This window comes from Meiothermus rufus DSM 22234 (genome assembly GCF_000423425.1).
GTDB lineage: Bacteria > Deinococcota > Deinococci > Deinococcales > Thermaceae > Meiothermus > Meiothermus rufus.
Genome location: NZ_AUHY01000032.1, coordinates 12379 through 32288, shown reverse-complemented (window position 1 = coordinate 32288; position 19910 = coordinate 12379). Strand labels below are relative to the sequence as shown.

General features: G+C 64.3%; 22 protein-coding genes and 1 tRNA gene. 12 read left to right on the top strand and 11 right to left on the bottom strand.

Annotated elements, in window-relative coordinates:
* From G552_RS14980 to G552_RS0107495, 3 genes are all read left to right on the top strand, one after another.
* On the top strand, nucleotides 1-329 hold a 329-nt coding region (locus G552_RS14980), incomplete at its 5' end, for an integrase core domain-containing protein (protein ID WP_036270447.1).
* A gap of 224 nt (nucleotides 330-553) precedes the next feature.
* Nucleotides 554-1498: a GNAT family N-acetyltransferase gene (locus G552_RS0107500; RefSeq protein WP_027882479.1), complete on the top strand. Its 945-nt coding sequence runs from the start codon at nucleotides 554-556 to the stop codon at nucleotides 1496-1498.
* 12 nt (nucleotides 1499-1510) lie between these two features.
* On the top strand, nucleotides 1511-2473 hold the full coding sequence (locus G552_RS0107495) for a GNAT family N-acetyltransferase (RefSeq protein WP_027882478.1): 963 nt from the start codon (nucleotides 1511-1513) through the stop codon (nucleotides 2471-2473).
* Between the two features lie 30 nt (nucleotides 2474-2503).
* Here the strand turns inward: G552_RS0107495 and G552_RS0107490 are convergent, their stop codons facing one another.
* Both G552_RS0107490 and G552_RS0107485 read right to left on the bottom strand, forming a co-directional pair.
* Nucleotides 2504-3022, bottom strand: coding sequence for a chromate transporter (locus G552_RS0107490; protein ID WP_027882477.1), 519 nt, complete (start codon nucleotides 3020-3022; stop codon nucleotides 2504-2506).
* A complete protein-coding gene (locus G552_RS0107485; protein ID WP_027882476.1) occupies nucleotides 3015-3587 on the bottom strand; it encodes a chromate transporter in 573 nt (190 codons plus the stop codon). Before G552_RS0107485 ends, G552_RS0107490 begins: the two co-directional genes overlap by 8 nt.
* Before the next feature lie 26 nt (nucleotides 3588-3613).
* Here G552_RS0107485 and G552_RS0107480 point away from each other — a divergent pair, with 26 nt between their 5' ends.
* The 3 genes from G552_RS0107480 to G552_RS0107470 are packed head-to-tail and all read left to right on the top strand — an operon-like array spanning nucleotide 3614 to nucleotide 6012.
* Entirely contained in the window at nucleotides 3614-4411 is a 798-nt protein-coding gene (locus tag G552_RS0107480) for a metallophosphoesterase (RefSeq protein WP_027882475.1), read from the top strand.
* 1 nt (nucleotide 4412) lies between these two features.
* Nucleotides 4413-5501, top strand: coding sequence for a C45 family autoproteolytic acyltransferase/hydrolase (locus tag G552_RS0107475; protein ID WP_027882474.1), 1089 nt, complete (start codon nucleotides 4413-4415; stop codon nucleotides 5499-5501).
* A 22-nt stretch (nucleotides 5502-5523) separates the two neighbouring features.
* Nucleotides 5524-6012 (top strand): macro domain-containing protein, encoded by a 489-nt coding sequence (locus tag G552_RS0107470; protein WP_027882473.1) that lies wholly within the window; start codon nucleotides 5524-5526, stop codon nucleotides 6010-6012.
* On the opposite strand, the gene G552_RS0107465 is transcribed toward G552_RS0107470, so the two are convergent.
* Nucleotides 6009-7232: a TCR/Tet family MFS transporter gene (locus G552_RS0107465; RefSeq protein ID WP_027882472.1), complete on the bottom strand. Its 1224-nt coding sequence runs from the start codon at nucleotides 7230-7232 to the stop codon at nucleotides 6009-6011. The genes G552_RS0107470 and G552_RS0107465 overlap by 4 nt on opposite strands.
* A 76-nt stretch (nucleotides 7233-7308) precedes the next feature.
* On the opposite strand from G552_RS0107465, the gene tsaE reads away from it, so the two are divergent.
* The 4 genes from tsaE (at nucleotide 7309) to G552_RS0107445 (ending at nucleotide 10806) form a co-directional block, all read left to right on the top strand.
* On the top strand, nucleotides 7309-7737 hold the full coding sequence (gene tsaE / locus G552_RS0107460) for a tRNA (adenosine(37)-N6)-threonylcarbamoyltransferase complex ATPase subunit type 1 TsaE (protein ID WP_027882471.1): 429 nt from the start codon (nucleotides 7309-7311) through the stop codon (nucleotides 7735-7737).
* 79 nt (nucleotides 7738-7816) lie between these two features.
* The gene (locus G552_RS0107455) at nucleotides 7817-9070 is read left to right on the top strand and encodes a sugar ABC transporter substrate-binding protein (protein WP_027882470.1); all 1254 of its coding nucleotides are present in this window, start codon (nucleotides 7817-7819) and stop codon (nucleotides 9068-9070) included.
* Nucleotides 9071-9076: 6 nt separating this feature from the next.
* Nucleotides 9077-9994, top strand: a complete 918-nt coding sequence (locus tag G552_RS0107450; protein ID WP_027882469.1) for a carbohydrate ABC transporter permease — start codon at nucleotides 9077-9079, stop codon at nucleotides 9992-9994.
* Nucleotides 9994-10806, top strand: a complete 813-nt coding sequence (locus G552_RS0107445; RefSeq protein WP_027882468.1) for a carbohydrate ABC transporter permease — start codon at nucleotides 9994-9996, stop codon at nucleotides 10804-10806. The genes G552_RS0107450 and G552_RS0107445 overlap by 1 nt, the downstream gene beginning before the upstream one ends.
* Here G552_RS0107445 and G552_RS0107440 read toward each other — a convergent pair.
* From G552_RS0107440 to G552_RS0107430, 3 genes are read right to left on the bottom strand one after another with little or no spacing between them, the layout of a single operon-like run.
* A complete protein-coding gene (locus G552_RS0107440) occupies nucleotides 10803-11684 on the bottom strand; it encodes a DMT family transporter (protein ID WP_027882467.1) in 882 nt (293 codons plus the stop codon). The genes G552_RS0107445 and G552_RS0107440 overlap by 4 nt on opposite strands.
* A 1-nt stretch (nucleotide 11685) precedes the next feature.
* Nucleotides 11686-12012, bottom strand: coding sequence for an AzlD domain-containing protein (locus G552_RS0107435; RefSeq protein WP_027882466.1), 327 nt, complete (start codon nucleotides 12010-12012; stop codon nucleotides 11686-11688).
* Nucleotides 12009-12725: an AzlC family ABC transporter permease gene (locus G552_RS0107430; RefSeq protein ID WP_027882465.1), complete on the bottom strand. Its 717-nt coding sequence runs from the start codon at nucleotides 12723-12725 to the stop codon at nucleotides 12009-12011. The genes G552_RS0107435 and G552_RS0107430 overlap by 4 nt, the downstream gene beginning before the upstream one ends.
* Nucleotides 12726-12883: 158 nt before the next feature.
* Here G552_RS0107430 and G552_RS0107425 point away from each other — a divergent pair, with 158 nt between their 5' ends.
* Nucleotides 12884-14692, top strand: coding sequence for an HsdM family class I SAM-dependent methyltransferase (locus G552_RS0107425; protein WP_027882464.1), 1809 nt, complete (start codon nucleotides 12884-12886; stop codon nucleotides 14690-14692).
* Here the strand turns inward: G552_RS0107425 and G552_RS0107420 are convergent.
* Together G552_RS0107420 and G552_RS0107415 are read right to left on the bottom strand one after the other, a co-directional pair.
* Nucleotides 14689-15837, bottom strand: coding sequence for an alpha/beta hydrolase family protein (locus G552_RS0107420; protein ID WP_027882463.1), 1149 nt, complete (start codon nucleotides 15835-15837; stop codon nucleotides 14689-14691). The genes G552_RS0107425 and G552_RS0107420 overlap by 4 nt on opposite strands.
* 16 nt (nucleotides 15838-15853) lie before the next feature.
* Nucleotides 15854-16813, bottom strand: coding sequence for a hypothetical protein (locus tag G552_RS0107415; RefSeq protein WP_245575144.1), 960 nt, complete (start codon nucleotides 16811-16813; stop codon nucleotides 15854-15856).
* A 535-nt stretch (nucleotides 16814-17348) separates the two neighbouring features.
* Between G552_RS0107415 and G552_RS0107410 the strand changes: the two genes are divergently transcribed.
* Nucleotides 17349-17435 (top strand) — tRNA-Leu (locus tag G552_RS0107410).
* A 30-nt stretch (nucleotides 17436-17465) separates the two neighbouring features.
* Here G552_RS0107410 and G552_RS0107405 read toward each other — a convergent pair.
* Genes G552_RS0107405 through G552_RS0107395 form a run of 3 tightly spaced genes read right to left on the bottom strand, consistent with a single transcriptional unit; the run spans nucleotide 17466 to nucleotide 19847 of the window.
* The gene (locus G552_RS0107405) at nucleotides 17466-18035 is read right to left on the bottom strand and encodes a DUF4256 domain-containing protein (RefSeq protein WP_027882461.1); all 570 of its coding nucleotides are present in this window, start codon (nucleotides 18033-18035) and stop codon (nucleotides 17466-17468) included.
* A complete protein-coding gene (locus tag G552_RS0107400; RefSeq protein WP_027882460.1) occupies nucleotides 18022-18708 on the bottom strand; it encodes an ABC transporter ATP-binding protein in 687 nt (228 codons plus the stop codon). The genes G552_RS0107405 and G552_RS0107400 overlap by 14 nt, the downstream gene beginning before the upstream one ends.
* Entirely contained in the window at nucleotides 18708-19847 is a 1140-nt protein-coding gene (locus tag G552_RS0107395; protein ID WP_027882459.1) for an ABC transporter permease, read from the bottom strand. The genes G552_RS0107400 and G552_RS0107395 overlap by 1 nt, the downstream gene beginning before the upstream one ends.
* Nucleotides 19848-19910 lie beyond the last annotated feature (63 nt).

Below are 19910 nucleotides of genomic sequence, written 5' to 3'. Positions count from 1 at the left end.
TTCCCATCCGGGCCATCCAGGTGGATGGGGGCAGCGAGTTCATGGCCGAGTTTGAGGAGGCCTGCTGTGCTCTGGGGATTGCCTTGTTTGTGCTGCCGCCGAGGAGTCCTAAACTCAATGGTCACGTGGAGCGGGTGCAACGGACCTTTAGGGAGGAGCTCTATACCCGGCCTCTGCCCCCCCGGCTCAGCGAGCTACAGGCAGAGCTGGATGCCTCCCTGGACCACTACAACCGCCGAAGGCCTCACGTGGCCCTGGGGGGTCTTGCTCCCTTGGAGTATTTAGCTATGATGCAGGAGGAGTCGGTTCCCCAGTCTCACATGTGTTGACCGATTACATGGGCTTGTGGGGTTAGAGGACCCTGTGCTACACTCCCATTTCACGGCCATTGCGCAGGAGGCCCAACTATGCCCGCCGCCCTTCACTGTCCGCCCAACGCCCAGGTGACCCTGGTCTGCCCCCCCGCGGTTATGCCAACGCCGTAGAGCCTCCCATACCCGCCCGAACCTCCCGGCCTTTCCTATGACCCAGGCCATAGCAAGAGGAGGATTTGGTGAAGATACGCCCTTTTGCTTTTTCTCCTGCCGACTATCGGGCCTTGGCCCGTGTCCGTGAAGCCGTCCACCCCGAGGCCCCCCTGAACATCGCCCAGCTAAAGCACCTGGATCAGACCCGCTCCCCAGACGAGGTACTAAAGCGCTTCCTGGTGGAGCAGGAAGGCCAGGTGGTGGGAATGTTGGAGTACGCCACCCCCTACCACAACCCCAAGCCAGGGGCCCTCGAGGTGGGCTACCACCTGCACCCCCAGGCCCAGGCCCTAGCCACCCGGTTGTGGGCATTTTTGCTCGAGCGGGTTGCCCCCCTAAAGCCCCGCGAACTCCAGGCCCAGGTTAGAGAGGACTGGCCTGAGTTTGGCTTTTTACTGGCCCAGGGCTTTACCGAGGTAGAGCGCAAGTGGGTGTCGGTGCTGGACCTAACCCGCTTCGACCCCGGCCTCCTGCAGCGCCCCCTGCCCCCGGGCATTGTCCTGAAGCCCCTCGCTGCCCTCCCCTGGCAGGAGGAGGCCTTTCAGCGGGCTTTGTACCACCTCGAGCTAGAGCTACTGGAGGATGTCCCCACCCGTGAGCCCATCACCCCCTGGCCCTTCGAGCTTTGGCGAAAGCGCAGCCTGGAAGACCCCAACCTGCTCCCAGAGGGGTTCTTTTTGGCCCTGGAGGGCCAGGAGATGGTGGGCCTGACCATGTTGTTCCGATCCCACCGCCCCCAGACTTTGCAAACCGGCCTTACTGGGGTAAAGCGAAGCCACCGCCGCAAAGGGCTGGCCCTGGCCCTCAAGCTGCGGGCCGCAGCCTTTGCCAAAGCCCATGGCGCAAGGTATATCCGCACCGCCAATCACCAAGCCAACCGGCCCATGCTGGCCATCAACGAAGCCCTGGGGTTCGTAAAAGAGCCGGCCACGGTCGCTCTGCGCCTTAGCCCGGTGCCTAGCCCACATTGAATCGAGGAAGGTATGCCATTCAAGGTCAACTTACGGCCCTTCGCAGAGACCGACTACCCAGCCATTGCCCAATTGCTCAACGCGGCCTGGCCCGACGAGGTGCATAGCGAAGCCCGGCTGCGGGAAAACGACCTCCACGCCCCCGAGATACGGTGGGGACGCTTTGTGGCCGAGGTAGACCAGCGGATTGTGGGGGTGGGCGAGTACACCCAGCACGAGGGCATGTACCACCCGCAGAAGTTCGCCCTAGGCATCACGGTGCACCCGGAGTTCCGGGGGCAGGGCATTGGCAAGGCGTTGTACCAGCGGGTTATGGAAGCGCTAGCGCCTTACGACCCCATCTCCCTTCTGTGCAGCACCCGGGAAGACCAGGCCCGGGCCCTGGTCTGGCTAAAAAAGCTGGGCTTTGTGGAAAAGATGCGCTACTGGGAGTCGAGACTCGAGGTACAGCGCTTCGATTTTACTCCCTACACCGGAAAAATCGAGGCAGTAGAGGCCGCCGGGTTCGCGCTCAAAAGCCTGAAGGAACTGGAAGACGACCCAGATTACCGGCAAAAAGCCTACGACCTCTGGCTCGAGGCCCGCCTCGACGTACCGCGCCCCGAGGCCATCAGCGAGGTGCCCTTTGAAGACTACTGCCGGTGGGTCTTCGGCAGCCGGTACTACTGGCCCGAGGGCTATCTGGTAGCGGTGGACCAGCGCAGCGGACAGTACGTGGCCATGAGCACCCTCTGGAAGACCGACGGTGACTACCTCTACACCGGCCTTACCGGAACCCGCCGGGCCTACCGCCGCAAAGGGCTGGCCCTGGCTCTCAAGCTGCGGGCCATTGCGCTGGCCAAAGCCACCGGGGCCAGGGAAATCCGCACCGGCAACGAGGTGGGCAACCGCGCCATGCTGGCCATCAACGAGGCCCTGGGCTTTGTGAAGCAGCCCGCCTGGATCGACTGGGTTAAAAAGCTGGGTGCAGAATAGGAAGGCGGGCCCTGCTTGCGAAGAGCGCTTTTAGACCAACCCTACCCATAGCCCCAAGAGCGCTCCTCCGCCAATCACCGCCCACACCGGCACCCCGCGGTAGACCAAGTAGCAGGCCAGCAGCACCCCTCCACCCCAGAAGAGGGTGTCCACCCCGAGCTGGATCAAGACCAGCACCATGCTGGCGCTCAAGCCCATGCTGATGGGTACCAAGGCCTTACGCACCGCCCTGCTCCAGCGCGCCTTGGCCATCCATTCCCAGCCCTTCACCAGCCACATGGCCCCTACCGCCCCAGGCAAAAACATACCCAGCATGGCGGCCAAAGCGCCCGGCAGGCCAGCCGCACTCAGACCGTAAAACACCACCGCCAGCATGTTGGGCCCCGGCACAAACTGCCCCAAGGCGAAACCATCGGCAAAGGCCTGGCCCGTAACCCAGCCGTTGCCGATGATGACCCGGGCCATCTCGGGCAGGTTGGCCATACCCCCACCAAAACTCAGCAGGCCAAAGCGCAAAAAAGCCAGGAAGACCTCGAGCACCTCAGTCACGCGAACCCACCTCCGGGCTCCAGGCTTCGGCGGCTTCCTGCCAGTATAGGGCCATACCTAGCGGCACAAACAAAAGCAGCACCAGCAACAAGGGCCAGTGCAGTAGGCCGTAGGTCAGGAAAACCCCCAGGGCCAACCCCCCTGCCTTGAGGGAGTTTAAGGCCAAGGGGGCCTGCTGCAGCATGGTGGCCAGAATCAGTCCGATGGCCGCGGCAGCTACCCCATCGAGGGCACTCTCGGCCAGTGAACCAGGCCGGGCCCCAAAACGGAAATAGGCAAAGCTCAGCAGAAACATCAGCAAAGCCCCGGGGGTTAGCACCCCCAACAACGCCAGTATCCCCCCTACCACCCCTCCCAGCCGCATGCCGATATGGGCGGCGGTGTTGGCGAAGACCGGCCCCGGCAGGATGCGGCACAGTGCCGCAGTCTCGAGGAACTCCCGCTCCCCCATCCAACCCCGCCGCCGCACGATAGCCTGGTAAAGCTGGGCCTGCCCGCCTCCGCCAAAGGCCACCAGACCCACCTGCAAAAAGGCCCAGAACAGCTTGCTGCGCGGAATTTTCATGCTACGGATGATACTATGCATTGGCAATGCACTTTGCGATTGGCGATGTTCATGGCTGCCTGGACGCCCTGGTGCAGCTTTTGCAGCGCGAGGGGTTTATTGGCCCAGCCCTCGAGTGGACCGGGGGCCAGGCCCAGCTCTGGTTCCTGGGCGACTATACCGACCGCGGCCCCGACGGCATCGGGGTTATTGAGCTGCTGATGCGCCTCGAGGCCGAGGCCCAGGCTGCCGGGGGTGGGGTGCAGGCCCTTCTGGGCAACCACGATGTGCTACTTCTGGCAGCTCACCGCTTTTGTCAGCTAGAGCTGCCCCGCTCGAGGCGTGAGGGCTACCGCGTCACCTTCTACGAACTCTGGCAAGATCAGGGAGTAGGTGGCCGGGTTCACGACTTCAAACGCCTGAGTCCGGCCCATCTGGCCTGGCTGGCCCGCCGACCGGCACTGGCCCAGGTAGGCGACACCCTGCTAATGCACGCCGACAGCCTATTTTATCTGGAGTGGGGAAAGAGCCTGGAGCAGATTAACCAAAACCTGCTCGAGCTACTACATACCGACAACCTCGAGGCCTGGGAGCAGTTGATTGACGGCTTCGCCGACCGGCTGGCCTTCCTCCGTGGGGGGCTTTCCCTGAGCAAAGCTTTTTTAGAGCAGATGGGCGCCTGTCGCCTGGTTCACGGCCACACCCCCATCTTCGCCCTGGTGGGCTGCCCCCCGGAGGAGGTGCGCGGCCCGCTCGAGTACAACCAGGGGCTTTGCTACAACATCGACCCGGCCCTGTGGAAAAAGGGGCCCGGTTTCGTCTTTCCGCTTGCCTATACTGGGTGAGATGTTGCCTTATCTGCGCCTTGAAGGCCCACCCTACGACCAAGGCCTCGCCCAGGGAAAAGCCCTTTCCGACCGCATCGCCCACAACGTAGAGCTCTACTTTCAGCGCTTCGAGGTGGAGTGCCATCTCTCCCCCCGCGAGGCCCGCGCCCGGGGGGCACGCTACCTCGAGGCCCTGCGCCAGCAAAGCCCGGCCTATGTGCAAGGCCTGGAGGGCCTCGCCTTAGGGTCGGGCCAGCCTTTGCTCGACATTGCCACCCTCAACGTGCGCTACGAGATCGTCTACCACCAGTTCGGCCAGGAGGCGGTCTACCCAGGCCGCGAGGCCCCCAACGGCTGCACCGCCTTTGCCCTGATGCCCGGCGAAAGCGCCGACGGGAACCTCTGGCTGGGCCAGAACTGGGACTGGATGGAAGGGGTACAGGGGGCCCTGCAGCACATCACCGAGCCCGACGGCACCCAGGTGCTGGCCTTTACCGAGGCGGGCATCTTCGGCGGCAAGATGGGTCTTAACAACCACGGGCTGGGGCTGTGCATCAACGGGCTGGTCTCGCTCGGCGACGACTGGGCTAAGCTGGGCCCGCCCTTCCACCTGCGCACCTACCAAGCACTACGGCAGAAAACCCTGGCCGAAGCCGAGGCTGCCATCCTAACCCCCCCCCGCACCCAGTCGGGCAACTTCCTGCTGGGCCAGGGGGATAAAGCGGTGGACCTCGAGGTCTCACCCCAGGGGGTGGCCCGCTGGGAAGACCCGCGCTGGCTGGTGCACGCCAACCACTACATCGCCCCCGAGCGCTTCGGCATCGAGGTACCCCCGATCGAGTGGCTCGACCGCTCGCAGCACCGGGCCGAACGCCTGCAAAAGCGGCTCTCTCAGGTAAAAAAACCCAGCCTGCAAGACCTCCAGGCAGCCCTCTCCGACCGCGAAGGGGCCCCCTATGCGGTCTGCCGTACCGCCAGCGCGGAAGAGTACGCCCTGGGCGAGCCCTACCGCACCATCGTCTCGGTGATTATGAACCTGGGCACCCGGGAGATGTGGGTCTCCGACGGCCCCCCGCACGAGAACCCTTACACCCGCTACAGCCTTTAGCCCCCCGGCGTACAATGACCCCATGGCCCGCCTCCAAGTAGCCCAAGGCGACATCACCGAGTTCGTGGGCGATGCCATTGTGAACGCCGCCAACAACCACCTGGTTCTGGGGGCTGGGGTGGCTGGGGCCATCCGGCGCAAAGGCGGCCCCAGCATCCAGGAGGAGTGCGACCGCCACGGGCCCATCCAGGTCGGCCAGGCCGCCCTGACCGGGGCGGGGCAGCTTGCCGTGCGCCACGTGATCCACGCCGCAGTCCTGGGGGACCAGCCGGCCACCTTGCAAAGCGTGCAGAGCGCCACCAAAGCCGCGCTGGCCCTGGCCCTGCAGCACAACCTGCGGCGGGTAGCCTTCCCCCTCCTGGGCACCGGGGTGGGAGGGCTGCCGGTTGGGGCCGTGCTCGAGGTCATGTTGGCAGAGCTACGGAAAGCCCCCGATACCCTGGAGATCACCCTCTACGGCTACAGCCCCGCCGATGCCGAAGCCATCCGGCAGGCCTTGGCCAGAGGCTAGTCGGCGGCCACTGGGGCCCTATTGCGCCGGAAAAGCCGGTAGGTGTTGGCCGCTGCCAGCAAATACAGCATGGCCCCGGCGAAGAAGGGCAGGCCCACCAGCCAGGAAGGAAGCCCCGCTCGAGCCACCAGCGAGAATAAAAGCCCGCCCAGCAGCCCCCCAGCGGCCACGGTAAGGCTCTGTACCCCGGCCAATGCCCCTTGCAAGGCCCCTTGCTGCTGGGGCGAGACCTCGCGGGTCAGGAAGGACTGCACCAAAGGCTGGCCCAGGTTGCTCAGGGCGGCCAGGGCGATGATGGCGTACATCATCCAGCCCTGGGTGGCCAAGCCATACAGGGTAAAGGAAAAAATCCCCACCATCTGGGCCAGCACCAGCGCCCGGCGCTCGCCCAGCCGGGCCACCACCGGCCTGACCAGGCCGGCCTGCACCACCACCCCGCCCAGCCCCACCAGAAAGAGAGAAAAGCCCACCTCCAAAGGCTGCCAACCAAACTTATAGGCGGTGTAGAGCACCCAGACGCTTTGCAAGGCCCCAAAGGCCAGGAAGATGAGCGAGAGGCTAAAGGTCAGGCCGCGCAGCACAGGGGTCTGGCCCAGAACCCGCAGGGCCACGAAGGGGTTGAGGGAGCGGGCCTGGAAGTTGCGGTTTTCCGGCTTGAGCGACTCGGGCAGCACAAAGTAGCCGTACAGGAAGTTGAGAAAGGCCAGCCCGGCAGCAAAGTAGAAGGGCAGCCGCAGGTCGATGTTGCCCAGAACCCCCCCCACCACCGGCCCCAGGACAAAACCCATGCCGAAGGTCGCCCCAATCAGGCCGAAGTTGCGCGCCCGCTCCTCGGGCCGGGAGATGTCGGCAATGTAGGCGTTGGCCGTAGAAAGGCTGGCCCCCAGGGCCCCGGCCACCACTCGAGCCAAAAAGAGCACCCAGATGGACTGGGTCAGGGCAGCAATCAGGTAGTCGATGCCGGTGCCCAGCAGCGAAGCCAGCAGCACCGGACGACGGCCATAGCGGTCGGATAAGAGGCCCAGAAAGGGGCCAAAGGCGAACTGCATCAGGGCATAAACCGCGAAAAAGAGGCCGTTGAGCCGGGCTCCGGCCTCGGTGCTGCCGGCCAGGGTTTCGATCAGCTTGGGCAGCACGGGGATAACCAGCCCCAACCCCATCACGTTGATAAGCACGGAGATCAAAATGAACGTTATAGAGGCCGTTCGGGTGGAAGGCATAACCGGGCCATTATGCCACCCTCAACCCCATGCGATTGGGTACCAGTCCACCGGTGCTTTTAGGTAAGCTGGGCAGGTGTATCTGCAAAGCCTCGAGGACACCCAAGCCCTGGCCCAGCGGCTGGCACAAAGCCTGCCCGAAGGGGCGCTGGTGCTGCTCACCGGGCCTTTGGGGGCGGGCAAGACCACCCTGGTCCGGTTCATTGCCCAGGCCCTGGGGTTTAGCGGCGAGGTGACCAGCCCCACCTACACCCTGATTCACGAGTACCCCACCCCAGCCGGCCTGCTGGTGCACATCGACGCCTACCGCATGGCCGACCAGGCCGAGCTATACCACCTGGGCCTGGAGGACTACCTGCCCGAGGCCCGGCTGGTGCTCATCGAGTGGGGACGGCCCGAGGTCTTCCCCGATAGCTTGGAAATTCGCCTTCTGCCCAGCGAGCAGGGGCGCAAGGTCGAGCTAGTGGCCCACGGTGGGGTCTCCCTCGAGGGGCTGGACATCTAGATTGTTCCTGGCTTTCCTTCGCTCTCCGCACGAGCCGTATAATCCAAAAACAACCGCTACCCCCCGAGGAGGACACGCCATGCTAAGAGTTCTTGTTCCGCTACTGGTTTTGTTCGGCCTGGCCTGGGCGCAAAGCCCGGTAACCATCACCTACTGGCAGTACGACTTCCGTAGCAAGGTGGAGGCCGTCAACGAACTGATCAAGCGCTTCGAGGCGGCCAACCCCGGCATCCGGGTGCGGCACGAAACCTTCCCCTACGATGCCTACCAGCAAAAGGTGGCCACGGCCATCCCGGCGGGGCAGGGGCCGGATGTGGTCAACCTCTTCTACGGCTGGTTGCCGACCTGGGTCAAGGCCGGCTACCTACAGCCTTTGCCAGAAGACCTCGCCAAGGTGCTGGATAACGAGTTCGCCGCCATTGCCCAGGCCTCCAGGGTGGGGGGCAGGCTCTATGGCCTGCCCACCGCGGTGCGCACCCTGGCCCTGTTCTACAACCGCGATCTGCTCAGCGCCGCCGGCTTCCGTACCCCCCCTAAAACCTGGGACGAGTTCATCGCCATCGCGGCCAAACTGACCGTTCGGGAGGGCAACCGCTACACCCAGTTGGGCTACGCCATGGCCCCCGACGGCCAGGACCACCACCTGGTGCGGGAGGTACTGGTGCGGCAGTTTGGCGGGCGGCCCTACTCCGACGACGGACGGCGGGTGCTCTACGGCGATGCCGCGGGCCTGCGGGCCTTCACCTTCTACACCGACTGGATGCGCAAGCACAACGTGGGCATCCTGGGCAACCAGTTCTTCCCCGGTAATAACGCCTATCGTGATGCCTTCATCGCGGGCCGGGTAGGGATGATCATCGATGGTTCATTTGCCATCGGCACCATCCGCAACGGGGCCCGCTTCAACTGGGGCGTGGCTGAGCTGCCCAACGAGCGGGCCGGGGCCCGCAAGGTTAACTACGGCTCCTTCTGGCTGCACGGCCTGACCCCCCTGGCCACCGGGGCCAAGCGGGAGGCCTCCATTAAGTTCCTGCAATTCCTGACCTCGAGCGAAACCCAGCGCTACTGGCTGGAAAAAGTGGGCGAGCTGCCGGCCCGCAAGGACCTGATCAAAGACCCCCAGCTCACCTTAGACCGGGTCTACGGCCCCTTTGTCATCTCGCTGGCCTACGCCAAGGCCACCCCCTTCGTGGACGAGCTGGGCCAACGCAAGGTCATGACCGATGCCATCAACCGGGTGCTTTTGGAAAACAAAGACCCGGCGGAGTCGTGGCGGATGGCCGCCGCCGAGGAGCAGCGGCTTTTGGACGCCTTCTGGAAAGACTGGCGCTAGGCCCTCATGCGCCCAGCCAGCCCCACCCGGCCCCGAAGGGTCTCGCTGGCCACCCGCGAGGCCCTGTGGGCTCTGGCCTTTTTAGCCATCCCTCTGGCCTTTTTCCTCTTCATACGCATCTGGCCCGCCTTCCAGGCTTTGTGGCTCTCGCTGTTTAACTGGCACGCCGACCCCGGCCAGCGGGTGTTCGTGGGTTCCCTGCACTACCAGGAGATGCTGCAAGACCCCCGGCTGGGCCAGGCCCTGCGCAACACCGTGCTCTACACCCTGCTGGGGGTGCCGACCCAGCTGGTGCTGGGGCTTCTGGTGGCCCTGCTGCTGAACGCAATCACCCGATGGCGCGATGTCTTTAGGGCCATCTACTTCGCCCCCTACGTTACCCCGGCGGCCGCGGTGGCCTGGGTGTTTAGCTGGATGCTCTCACCCAACTTTGGCATCGTCAACGAGATACTGGGCTGGCTGGGCCTGCCAGCCCAACCCTTCCTGACCAGCCCCACCCAGGCTCTAGCCACCGTAACCCTGGTGGTGGTCTGGCAAAACCTGGGCTTCCAGGTGGTGCTCTTCCTGGCTGGCCTGCAAAACATCCCCCGCGACTACTACGAGGCCGCCCGCATCGACGGGGCCAGCTCCTGGCAGCTTTTCCGCCACATTACCCTGCCGCTTTTGAACCCGGTGATGGTCTTCTCGGCGGTGATCGGCACCATCGGTTTTTTGCAGCTGTTCACCCAGGTGGTCAACCTCAACTTCAACGACCAGGGCGGGCCTTTGGGCTCGACCATGACCCTGGCCCTCTACATCTACCAACAGGCCTTCCTGCGCCTCAACCTGGGCTACGCAGCAGCCATCACGGTGCTGCTCTTCGTGCTGATTCTGGTCATCACGCTCTTGCAGCTGCGGCTTCTATCGCGGCGGGTGGAGTACTGATGAAGCATCTGGTTACCTTTTCCATCTACGCCCTGCTGGTATTGGGCAGCGTGGTGATGTTTTTTCCCTTCGTCTGGATGCTCCTCACCTCGCTCAAGCCCTTCCCCGAGATTTTCGACCTGAGGTTCTGGCCCCAGGCCCCCACCCTGGAGAACTACCGCGAGGTGCTGTTCAAAACCCAGTTTCCCCGCTGGTTCTTCAACAGCCTGGTGGTAGCCCTGCTCACCACCCTTTCGGTGCTCTTCTTCGACGCCCTGGTGGGCTATACCCTGGCCAAGCTGCGCTTTCCCGGTCGGAACTTTGTCTTCGTCTTGATCCTCTCCACCCTGATGGTGCCCACCGAGATGCTGGTCATCCCCTGGTATGTGATGAGCACCGCCTACGGCTGGACCGATACCTACTGGGGCCTCTTGTTCCCTGGCCTGATTAGCGCCTTCGGGGTCTTTTTGATGCGGCAGTTTTTCCAGACCCTGCCCACCGACCTGCTGGACGCCGGGCGGATCGACGGCCTGAGCGAGTTCGGGGTCTTCTGGCGGGTGGCCCTCCCGCTGGTGCGCCCGGCGCTGGCTGCGCTGGGCATCTTCACCTTTTTGGGCAACTGGAACGCCTTTCTGTGGCCTTTGGTGGTGGTGCAAAGCCCCCAGATGCGCACCATTCCGGTGGGGGTAGCGCTTTTCTCCGGCGAGGCCGGCACCGCCTGGAACCTCATTATGGCCGCCAGCAGCCTGGCGGTGCTGCCGGTGCTGCTGGTGTTTTTGTTCTTCCAGCGCCAGATTATCGAGGGGGTGGTGCTGACCGGGGTGAAGGGCTAGGAAGTAGAGCGCACCACCCAAGCCACCCCCAGTGCGGCCAGGGCTAGGCCCAGAAAAGACCACAACCCCAGCCGCTCGCCAAACAACAGGTAGGCTTCCAGAGCCGTAGCAGGGGGCACCAGGTAGAACAGGCTGGCCACCCGGCTGGCCGAGTTGTGGCGGATCAGGTACATGAGCAGCAGGATGGCCCCTATGGAAAGCACCAAGCTGAGCCAGGCCAGGGCAAAGACAAACTGCGGTGTCCAGTGGATCTGCATGCGCTCACCGAATAGCTGGGCCAGGAGCCACAAGGCCCCCGCAGCCGCCACGTACTGCACCACCGTGCCCCCCACCAGCGGCATCTCTGCGGCAAAGCGCTTCTGGTAGAGGGTGCCCAGGGTAGTGCAGAGTAGGGCCAGGCCAATCGCCACAAAGGCCGAGGCCTCGAGGGTTCCTCCCCCGGCTAGCCCCTGGCGCTTAGGGTCGAGCACCACCAAGGCCACCCCCCCAAAGCCCAGCAAAAGCCCGGCCCACTGCCCGACACTCACCCGTTCGCGCAGCAGATACTGCGCCAGAATCGCGGTCAGAATGGGCTGCAAACCCACAATCAGGGCCGAAAGACCCGCGGGCATCCCCCTCGAGATGGCAAAGAACACCCCGCCCAGATAGCCCGCGTGTAGCAAGAGGCCCGACACCCCCAGGTGCAGCTTCAAAGCCCAGCCTCGAGGCCAGGGGGCTCGTAGCCACCAGGCCAGCACGGTCAACAACCCCACCACCAGGAGCATCCGTAGCCACAAGAAGGTGAAGGGTTCGGCATAGGGCAGCCCCAGCTTGGCCCCTATGAAGCCGGTGCTCCACAACAGCACAAAGAGGAAGGGCGCCAGGGTAGCCAGCCGCACCTCAAACCCCCAGCCACTGCAAAAGCCACAAGGTACACATCCCCACCCCCAGGGTGAGCAGGATGTGCTTAAAGCGCCAAGCCACCCAGAGCGCAACCAGGCCGGCCAGGAGGCGTTCGTTTTCCAGCGATAAGGCCCAGGTGCCCTGGGGCGCCAGCAAGGCAGGAAAAACCAAACCGGCCAGGGTAGCGGCTGGCACGTAGCGCAGGGCCTGTTGTAGGTGGGGTGGCAGGTTGAAACGCTCCAGCATAACCAGGGGCACATACCGCAGGGCAAAGGCAATCAGGGTCATACCCCCAAGCACTATCCAAAACTCCACCCCACTCATGGCCCCTCCCCCCCGGCAGCCCGCTGCTCCAACCACACCCCCACCCAAATACCCGCCACCGCGCCGATGAACAGCCCAGCCCGATAAGGCAGGCCCATCAGGGCTGTGGAGACCAGCCCTCCCACCAAAGCAGCCCCCAGGCTGGGGCGGCTCTGTACTGCTGGAACCAGCAGCACCAAAAAGCATAGAGGCACCGCAAAATCCAGCGCCCAAGCCTCGGGCAGGCGGGCTCCCAACCAGGCCCCCAAATAGGTGCAGACCACCCAGCCCAGCCACAACACCCCACCAATCCCCAGGTAAAACCAGGGGGTCAGGCGCGGGCCCAGCACGCCATACTGGTTCAGGGCCAGGGCAAAGTTCTGGTCGACCATCAGGAAAGCAGCCAGGAGCTTCATGCGCGTGGAGAGGGCTTCCAGGGGCTTGGCCAAGGCACTGCTATACATCAGATAGCGCAGGTTGACCACCAACGTGGCCAGCCATACGAAGAAGACCGAGGCCCCAGCCCCAATGAGTTGCAAGGCCACCAGCTGGGCCGCCCCAGCAAAAACCAAGGCCGACATCAGGGTAACCTCGAGGACGCCCAGTCCAGCCTTGACTCCCGCAATCCCGGTGATTAGACCGAAGGGTACAATACCCGTCGCTACCGGCAGCGAGGCCAGAACCCCCCGCCAGAAGGCAGCCTGGGGGGTGGTGGGTAGCGCGTTTAGCGCCATGGGCTGAGCGACCTTCGCTCCGGGCTCGAGGGGACTTGAAGCGGGCGCACCCATCCATTGGTTTTTGCTTTTCTGTTAGGCTCGTGCTCCATTGGAGCGATTGTACCAAGTGGGCCCACCGCTTGTAGATTTCCCCCACCCGGCTTAGCATCGAGGCCATGGCTTGGGAAGATTCCCTATCGGGACCAGCCGAGCCCGAACGTCCCTGGGCCCAACTCCCCCCTAGCCCCACTGGGGAAGCCGCCAAAACCCTAGGGGCCTACTATACCGATGCGGCTGTGGCCCGCTTTTTGGTGCGCTGGGCTCTGCGAAAGCCCCACGACACCCTGGCCGACCCCGCCTTTGGGGGAGGGGTTTTTCTGGCTGCCGCCAGCGAGCGGCTACAACAGCTAGGGGGCAGCCCCGAAGCGCAGGTTTTCGGGGTAGAACTCGACCCCGCCACCTACCAGCAAAGTGTCCGGGTACTGGCAACGCATTTCGCTATCCGCAAAGAGCACCTTTTCCAGGGTGATTTTTTCCATTTTCAGCCGCCTGTACGGCTCTCCTGTGTGGTCGGCAACCCCCCATTTATCCGCTACCAGCGCTTGGACAAAGCCGTGCGGGAGCGGGCTTTGGCCCTGGCCCAGCAGCAGGGGGTGCAGCTCGATAGGCGGGCCAGCGTCTGGGCGGCTTTTGTAGTGCAGGCCGCGGCCTGGCTCGAGCCTGGCGGGCGGCTGGCCCTGGTGGTACCGCTCGAGCTGGCCCATGCGGCCTATGCCCGGCCTGTGCTGGAGTACCTGGCCCGCGCCTTCCGCGAAGTCACCCTCATCGCTTGCCGTGAGCGGCTCTTTCCCAACCTATCGCAAGAAGTGCTGCTGTTGCTGGCGGAAGGGCGGCGGGCCTCCGGGTGCACGGGCGCAGCCCGTCCCGATAGGGGATCGTCTCCAGGGGAAGAACCCGCCGTGTTCTGGCTGCAGGAGCTGGCGCACACAACCGAGCTGGAAACCTTTTGGCCCACCCCCGGGTGCACGGGCGCAGCCCGTCCCGATAGGGGATCGTTCCCCAAGGCCCAGGCCCTGGATCTAAAAGCCCTAGTCTCGGGCCAGGCCCGCCTGGCAGCGTACTGGCTCTCCCCCGTTGCGCCGGGAACGGTGCGGCTCGCCAGGGAGCTCTACCGCAGCCTGGCGGCGGCCTCCTGGCGGCTGGGCCAGGTAGCCCGGGTAGACATCGGCTACGTTACCGGGCACAACGCCTTTTTCCACCTAAGCCCTGCCCAGGCCCAACGCTGGGCCATACCCGAAGCCTTCCTTAGGCCCGCAGTGTGGCGGGCTGGGGCGCTGCGGGGCCTATGGCTCACCCAGACCGACTGGCAAGAGGCCTGCATGGCCAGCCTGGCTGGGTATCTCTTGTGCATTCCCAAGGAGGCCGAACCACCGCCAACCCTGGCCCGCTACCTGCGCGAAGGCGAGGCCCAGGGGGTGCCCCTGGCCTACAAGTGCCGCAAACGTCGGCCCTGGTACGCTCTGAGCCCTAAGGCCCCCGAGGCCTTCCTAACCTACATGAACCACCAAGCCCCCCGGCTGGTGGCCAACCCCTTGGGCGCGGTGGCCCCTAACAGCCTGCATGGGGTATATCTACAGCCTTCGGCCACAGCGCGGCTAAGCCCGAAGGCCCTGGCCGCGCTTTTCCAGACCTCGCTGACCCAGCTCAGCGCCGAGATCGAAGGGCGTGCGCTGGGCGGGGGTATGCTCAAACTCGAGCCCAGCGAGGCTGAACGGCTGGTGCTGCCCAAGGTAAACATGGGCCAGGCCGACCTCGAGGCCTTGGCCAAGGTCCTCGACCACCTGCTGCGGCAAGGCCGGGTTCAAGAGGCCCAAAGCCTGGCCGACACGCATTTGCTACAAGAACACCTGGGCCTCTCGGCCAAAGAGGTCAAATCCCTCGCCGAAGCCGCCCGGTACCTGCGGGCCCGCCGCCAGAAAAGCTAAGGCGTCTCCAGCCTAAAGCCCAAGGCCGTGCGCGGCTTGAAGCCAGGAAGAGCCGGGTCCAAGAACCTTCCCGCCTCGGGGCTGCCCTGCAAAAAGTGGGCGAAAAAAGCGGTGGCAAAGTGCCGCACTAGGTCGTGGGCCCGTTCCATATCCCATACCGGCTCCCAGCAGCGCCAGTAGTCCTCTTCCCGGGCGCGCACCTGGGGCGGGCATTCCACAAAGGGGTTGTGCCGGGCGGCCTGCAAAGTCAGGAGGTACTTGTGGCTCGAGGCCGCCTGGCGGAAGTAGGCCAAGGCGTCCCGCCGGTAGGTGGCCACGTCGTCGGCCTCGCCTGCGGCCACAAACAAGGGCACCTTCAAGTTGGCCAAGGCGCGGGCTCCAACCCAGGGCTGGCCATAGGGAGCCATAGCAAAGACCGCCTGGATGCGCGGGTCGGGCTTAACCATGCTGAGACCCCGCACGGCCTCGAGCTGGGCGAAAAAGGGCAGAGCAAAGCAGGGGCCCTCGTTGTTGTTGGCCCGGCAGTATTCCGCCAAAGCCGCGCCATCCAGCCCCGCGCCCGCCGCATTGATTACGCTGTATCCGCCGTAGCTATAGCCCAGCAACCCTACCTTTTGGCCATCGGCGCTGGGCACCTGCTGGGGCAGCGCACCTATGGCGAACAGGATGTCCAGGGGCCTATCCACAATGCTGCTGATGTAGTTCGGCTGGGTTAGGGTCTGATAGGTGGAACCAGGGTGGTCGAGCGAGGCCACCACGAACCCCCAACTGGCCAGGTGTTCATTCAGGTAGGCAAACTGAAAGCGGGTGCCCGGCTGGCCATGCGAGGCCACGATCAGGGGAAAGCGGCCTACGGCTGGTGGGGCATCGCGCCGGGCTTGGCCAGGAATCTGCACTGGGGTCTGGCCTATCTGGGCATTGTAGGTTATGGGGGCATTGCCGCCTTGGGCCTGTGTGGGGTACCAGACCTCAACGGTAAGGGTGCGGTTGGGGCGGCTGGCCGGCTCGAGCGAGAGGGTTCGAACCCCCACCGCAAAGCTGCCGCGCAAAGCCAGGGGGGGTGCATCGGGGCGCTTCATGGGGGCTTCCTGGGCCAGAACTATACCGCAAACAGAGAGAAAAAGCACTGCAAAAGGGATTTTCACCCCCCGAGTCTACGCCTCAGGGCAGGCCCAAAGCCATAATCTGGCCTACCACCCACTGCATGGCGTCGCTGTCGCGGGCGGTGACCCCGCTGTGGTCTTCGCCGGACTGAAAGCGGAACAGGCCCACCCGCGAACCATCGGGGCGGTAGTCGGGGTCGTCGTCGTGGATGAAGTTGAGCGGGGGCAGGTGGAGGGGGGGGCGGCTCACCACCTCGAGGCCTAGCCGCACATTGGGCGGAACCACATCGTTGAGGTCTTGCCGGTTCGACAGGCCCGGCACCCAAAGGGCCTTGCAGGGCTGGCCGGCTTCGTCGTCGTTTAGGGGGAAGGGGCGGCGCAGCCCCCTGGGGTCGTAGTACTCCTGGATGATGCGGTTGTTGTGCATGTTATCGGCATCCCAAAAGCTACAGATGGCGTCGAGGTAAATGGCATAGTCGAAGCGCACCTCGGGGTGGTTCCAGGCCAACAGGCTAGCCCAGACCGTGCCGTGGGAGTGGGCCAGCAGCACCACCCGGGTAGGGTTGCGCAGGCCCCGCATCCAGTAGGCGTACACCCGTCGTAGGTAGCCTTGCGCCTCGAGGTAGCCTGGCTCCTGCTGGCGCGAGATACCGCTGGTGTGGGCGTAGAGAAAAGCTGAGGCATCGAAGTACTCCACGCTGTACCCCAGCCTGCGGAAGGCCTCGAGCACTGCCTGGGCCGTCTGGCGGGGCCTTTGGCTACGGGGAAACACCTGGTCGTCGAGGTAGCCATAGTTATCGAAAGGGGGGTTGCAGCCGTCCCCCACCACCGGCAGGGAAGCGCAGCGCCCGGCAAACCCGATCACCACCACATCGGGGCTGCCCGCGGGCCGCAAACCGGGCTGGGGCGGGGCCGGTACACAGGCTGCCAGCAGCACCAGCCAGGCCAGGCAAAGCGGAGGCCACCAACCAGAAAAGCCCTTGGCGAAGCATGGCTGGGTTTTGGCGCTGGGGGTCATGGCGGGCCTTGGTTCTACATCCGGCATTATGCACGAACAAAGCCCACCTGCGCACGGTGGGCTGGGAGGGTTGCAATCCCCTTGCGGGGCTATGGTTTTGCGACAGCATGCCCCGTTAATCGCCGTCCTGGACAGCGCTCCCAATGGGGGGTTTTATGAGAACCGCCGGTTATCCACAGGGTGCCTGTGGATAACTGCCCAAAAAAAGGTGCTTTTTGCGATGGTGGCTTACAAAACCCCACTTTTGGATTTTTTTCGTCCAGGGGTTGGCGATATTCACCGCAAAAACTCTTTGTCAAGCTACGCTGTTGGAACCACCGACAAGGGCAGTATACCATTTTGCGCAAAACAGAATGCGTGGTTTGCACAAACCGGCGTTACGCCGTCTGGAGCGGGGTTTGTTGGGCTTTTTTGAAAAATCGCGTGGCTTTGCTATCGCATTTTTGGCCCCTGGGGGGGGCGTAACGGGAAAAGTAACGAGGGGCCTAGTCGTCCTTGACAAGGAACGGGCAGGCCACTAACCTAGAGCTTGCCTGCCGGGATGGTGGAACTGGTAGACACACTATCTTGAGGGGGTAGCGAGCGCAAGCTCATGCGGGTTCAAGTCCCGCTCCCGGCACCAAATTGCTCCGGCCCAGGGCCGGGGTCGTTTTTACACCCTGAGCGAGCCGCGAAAGCCCCTGGCCGCATAGTACGACTCGGCCCCGTTGTGGTAGACAAACACCCGGCCATAGCGCCGGTCGCCAAAAATGGCCCCGCCCAGCTTGCGGATGTCCTCGGGGGTGCGAAGCCAGCTCGAGGTTCTGGTATCGAAGGCCCCGAGCTGCTGCAAGGCCAGATACTCTTCCTCGCTCAAAAGCTCGATGCCCATGGCCGCCGCCATCTCCACCGCAGAACCGGCTGGTTTGGCCTGCTTGCGGGCCAACAGGGCGGCGCGGTCGTAGCAGAGGCTGCGGCGGCCTTTGGGGCTTTCGGGGGCGCAGTCAAAAAAGATCACCTCGCCGGTGCGGGCATCGTGGCCCACCACGTCTGGTTCGCCGCCGGTGGCCTCCATCTGGAACAGCGCCACCAGCTTCTGGGGGTGGGCCGCCAGCCGGGCCTGCACCAGGGGCCAGCCAAGCCCAGGGTGGCGCGCGGTGTTCTGCTCGAAGCGGGCCTGCAAAACCCGCAAAAGTTCGGCTTTCTGCTGTGGGGTTAGCAAGGGGTTCTCAGGCGCGTTCAAGGGAAGCCTCCTCCACCCGCAGTAGCTTTCCATCGCGCAAGTGCAGGATACGCGCGGCCTTGCGGGCCAGCTCGAGGTCGTGCGTCACCAAAATGACCGTGCGGCCCTCCTGGGCCTGATGCAGCAGCAGATCCACCACCCGGGCCCCCGAGGCCGAGTCCAGGTTGCCGGTCGGCTCGTCGGCAAACAGGATGGGTGGGTTCAGGGCCAAAGCGCGGGCGATGGCTACCCGCTGCTGCTCGCCGCCGGAGAGCTTGCTGGGCAGGTGAGCAGCCCGTTGGCCCAGCCCCACCGTCTCCAGCAAGTGCCGGGCCCTATTCACGCGCTCTTTCGGAGTTACACCCGCTAGCATTAGCGGAAAAGCCACGTTTTCCAGGGCCGTGAGGGTGGGGATCAGGTTCCACTGCTGAAACACAAAACCCATGTAGCGCAGCCTAAGCTCGGCGCGAGCGTCCTCGGAAAGGCGGGAGAGGGGCTGGCCATCCAGCCGCACCTCGCCCCGGCTAGGTACGTCGAAGCCGGCCAGCAGGTTCAGCAGGGTGGTCTTACCCGAGCCGGAAGGCCCCACAATGGCGGTAAGGCCTGGGGGAAAGGCGTAGGTGAAGTGGTTTACCGCCACCACGTCAATCTCGCCCTGGTGGTAGTGCTTGTGCAGGTCGAGGGCCTCCAACATCACACCCTCCCCAAAGCTTCCACCACCCGGATGCGGCTGGCCGTACGGGCTGGCAAAAAGCCCGCCAACAATCCCAGCACCACCGCCACCAAAAGGGCGAACGAGGCCAGGCGGAAAGTCACCGCCGAAAGGGCCAAGCCCACCTCGCGCAGGGTGTACCAGTTGACCAGCCCCGAGGCAGCCTGGCCCAGCCCCAGGCCCAAAAGCCCGCCCACCACACCCAAGAGCAGGGCCTCTAGAAGCACCAGGCCAAAGATAAAGCGGCGCTTGGCCCCCAGCGCACGCATCAGGCCGAACTCGCGGATGCGCTCATAAACCGACATCATCACCGTGTTGGCCACCAGCAAGCCCCCCACAATCAGGGCCACCAGACTGATGCCAAAGCGCACCAGGTCGGAGATGCGCACGGCCCGCTCGGCAAAGCGCATGACGTCGCCGGTGGTCTGAGCTTTGATGCCCTCTAAGCGGGCCTCGAGGGCCCGGGCCACCCGCTCGGCGCTTTGGTCGGGGCCGATGGAAACCAGGATGGAACTGTAGTTTTGGGTATTCAAGATGGTCTGAATAGCGGTGATGGGCACATAGATGAAGCTATCGGTGAGGCCTCCGCTGCGCTCGAGCACCCCCACCACCTCGAGGGAGACCTGGGGGGAAAGCCGCAGGGTCTTGCCCAGCCCCAGGTTGTTGCGCTCGGCAATCCCTCCCCCTACCACCGCCCCTTGCTGGCCAGGGTCGAGCCTCCCCGCCGCCAGGCGAACATTGGGGTAAAGGTCTTGGGCGGTCACCCCTGCGGGCAGGCCCTGGAAGATGAAGCTACTGGCAGGGTCGAAGCCCCCCCGGGCGAAAACTGCGGTGGGAATAGCCCGCGTGATGCCTAGCTCAGGGGCTAAAGCTTTTATATGCCCCAGCAGCTCGGGGGGAAGCTCGGGGTAGCCCGCCCCAAAGGCCTCGCTGCCCTCGCTGATGACCAAAATGGCCGGCCCCACCTTAGACAGCTCAGCCCCCAACGCCTTGCGCAGCCCCTCCCCAAAACTAAGAAAAAGCACCATCGAAGCCGTCGCGACCACAATCCCCAGCAAGGTTAGAATGCTGCGGATGGGCCGGGCCCGCAGGTTGCGGTAAACCAGCGCCAAGACTTCCACGCCCTCCAGAATACCCGCAAAAGCAGGAAAAACTAGGGGCTGGCTGGGGTTGTGGGCTGGGGC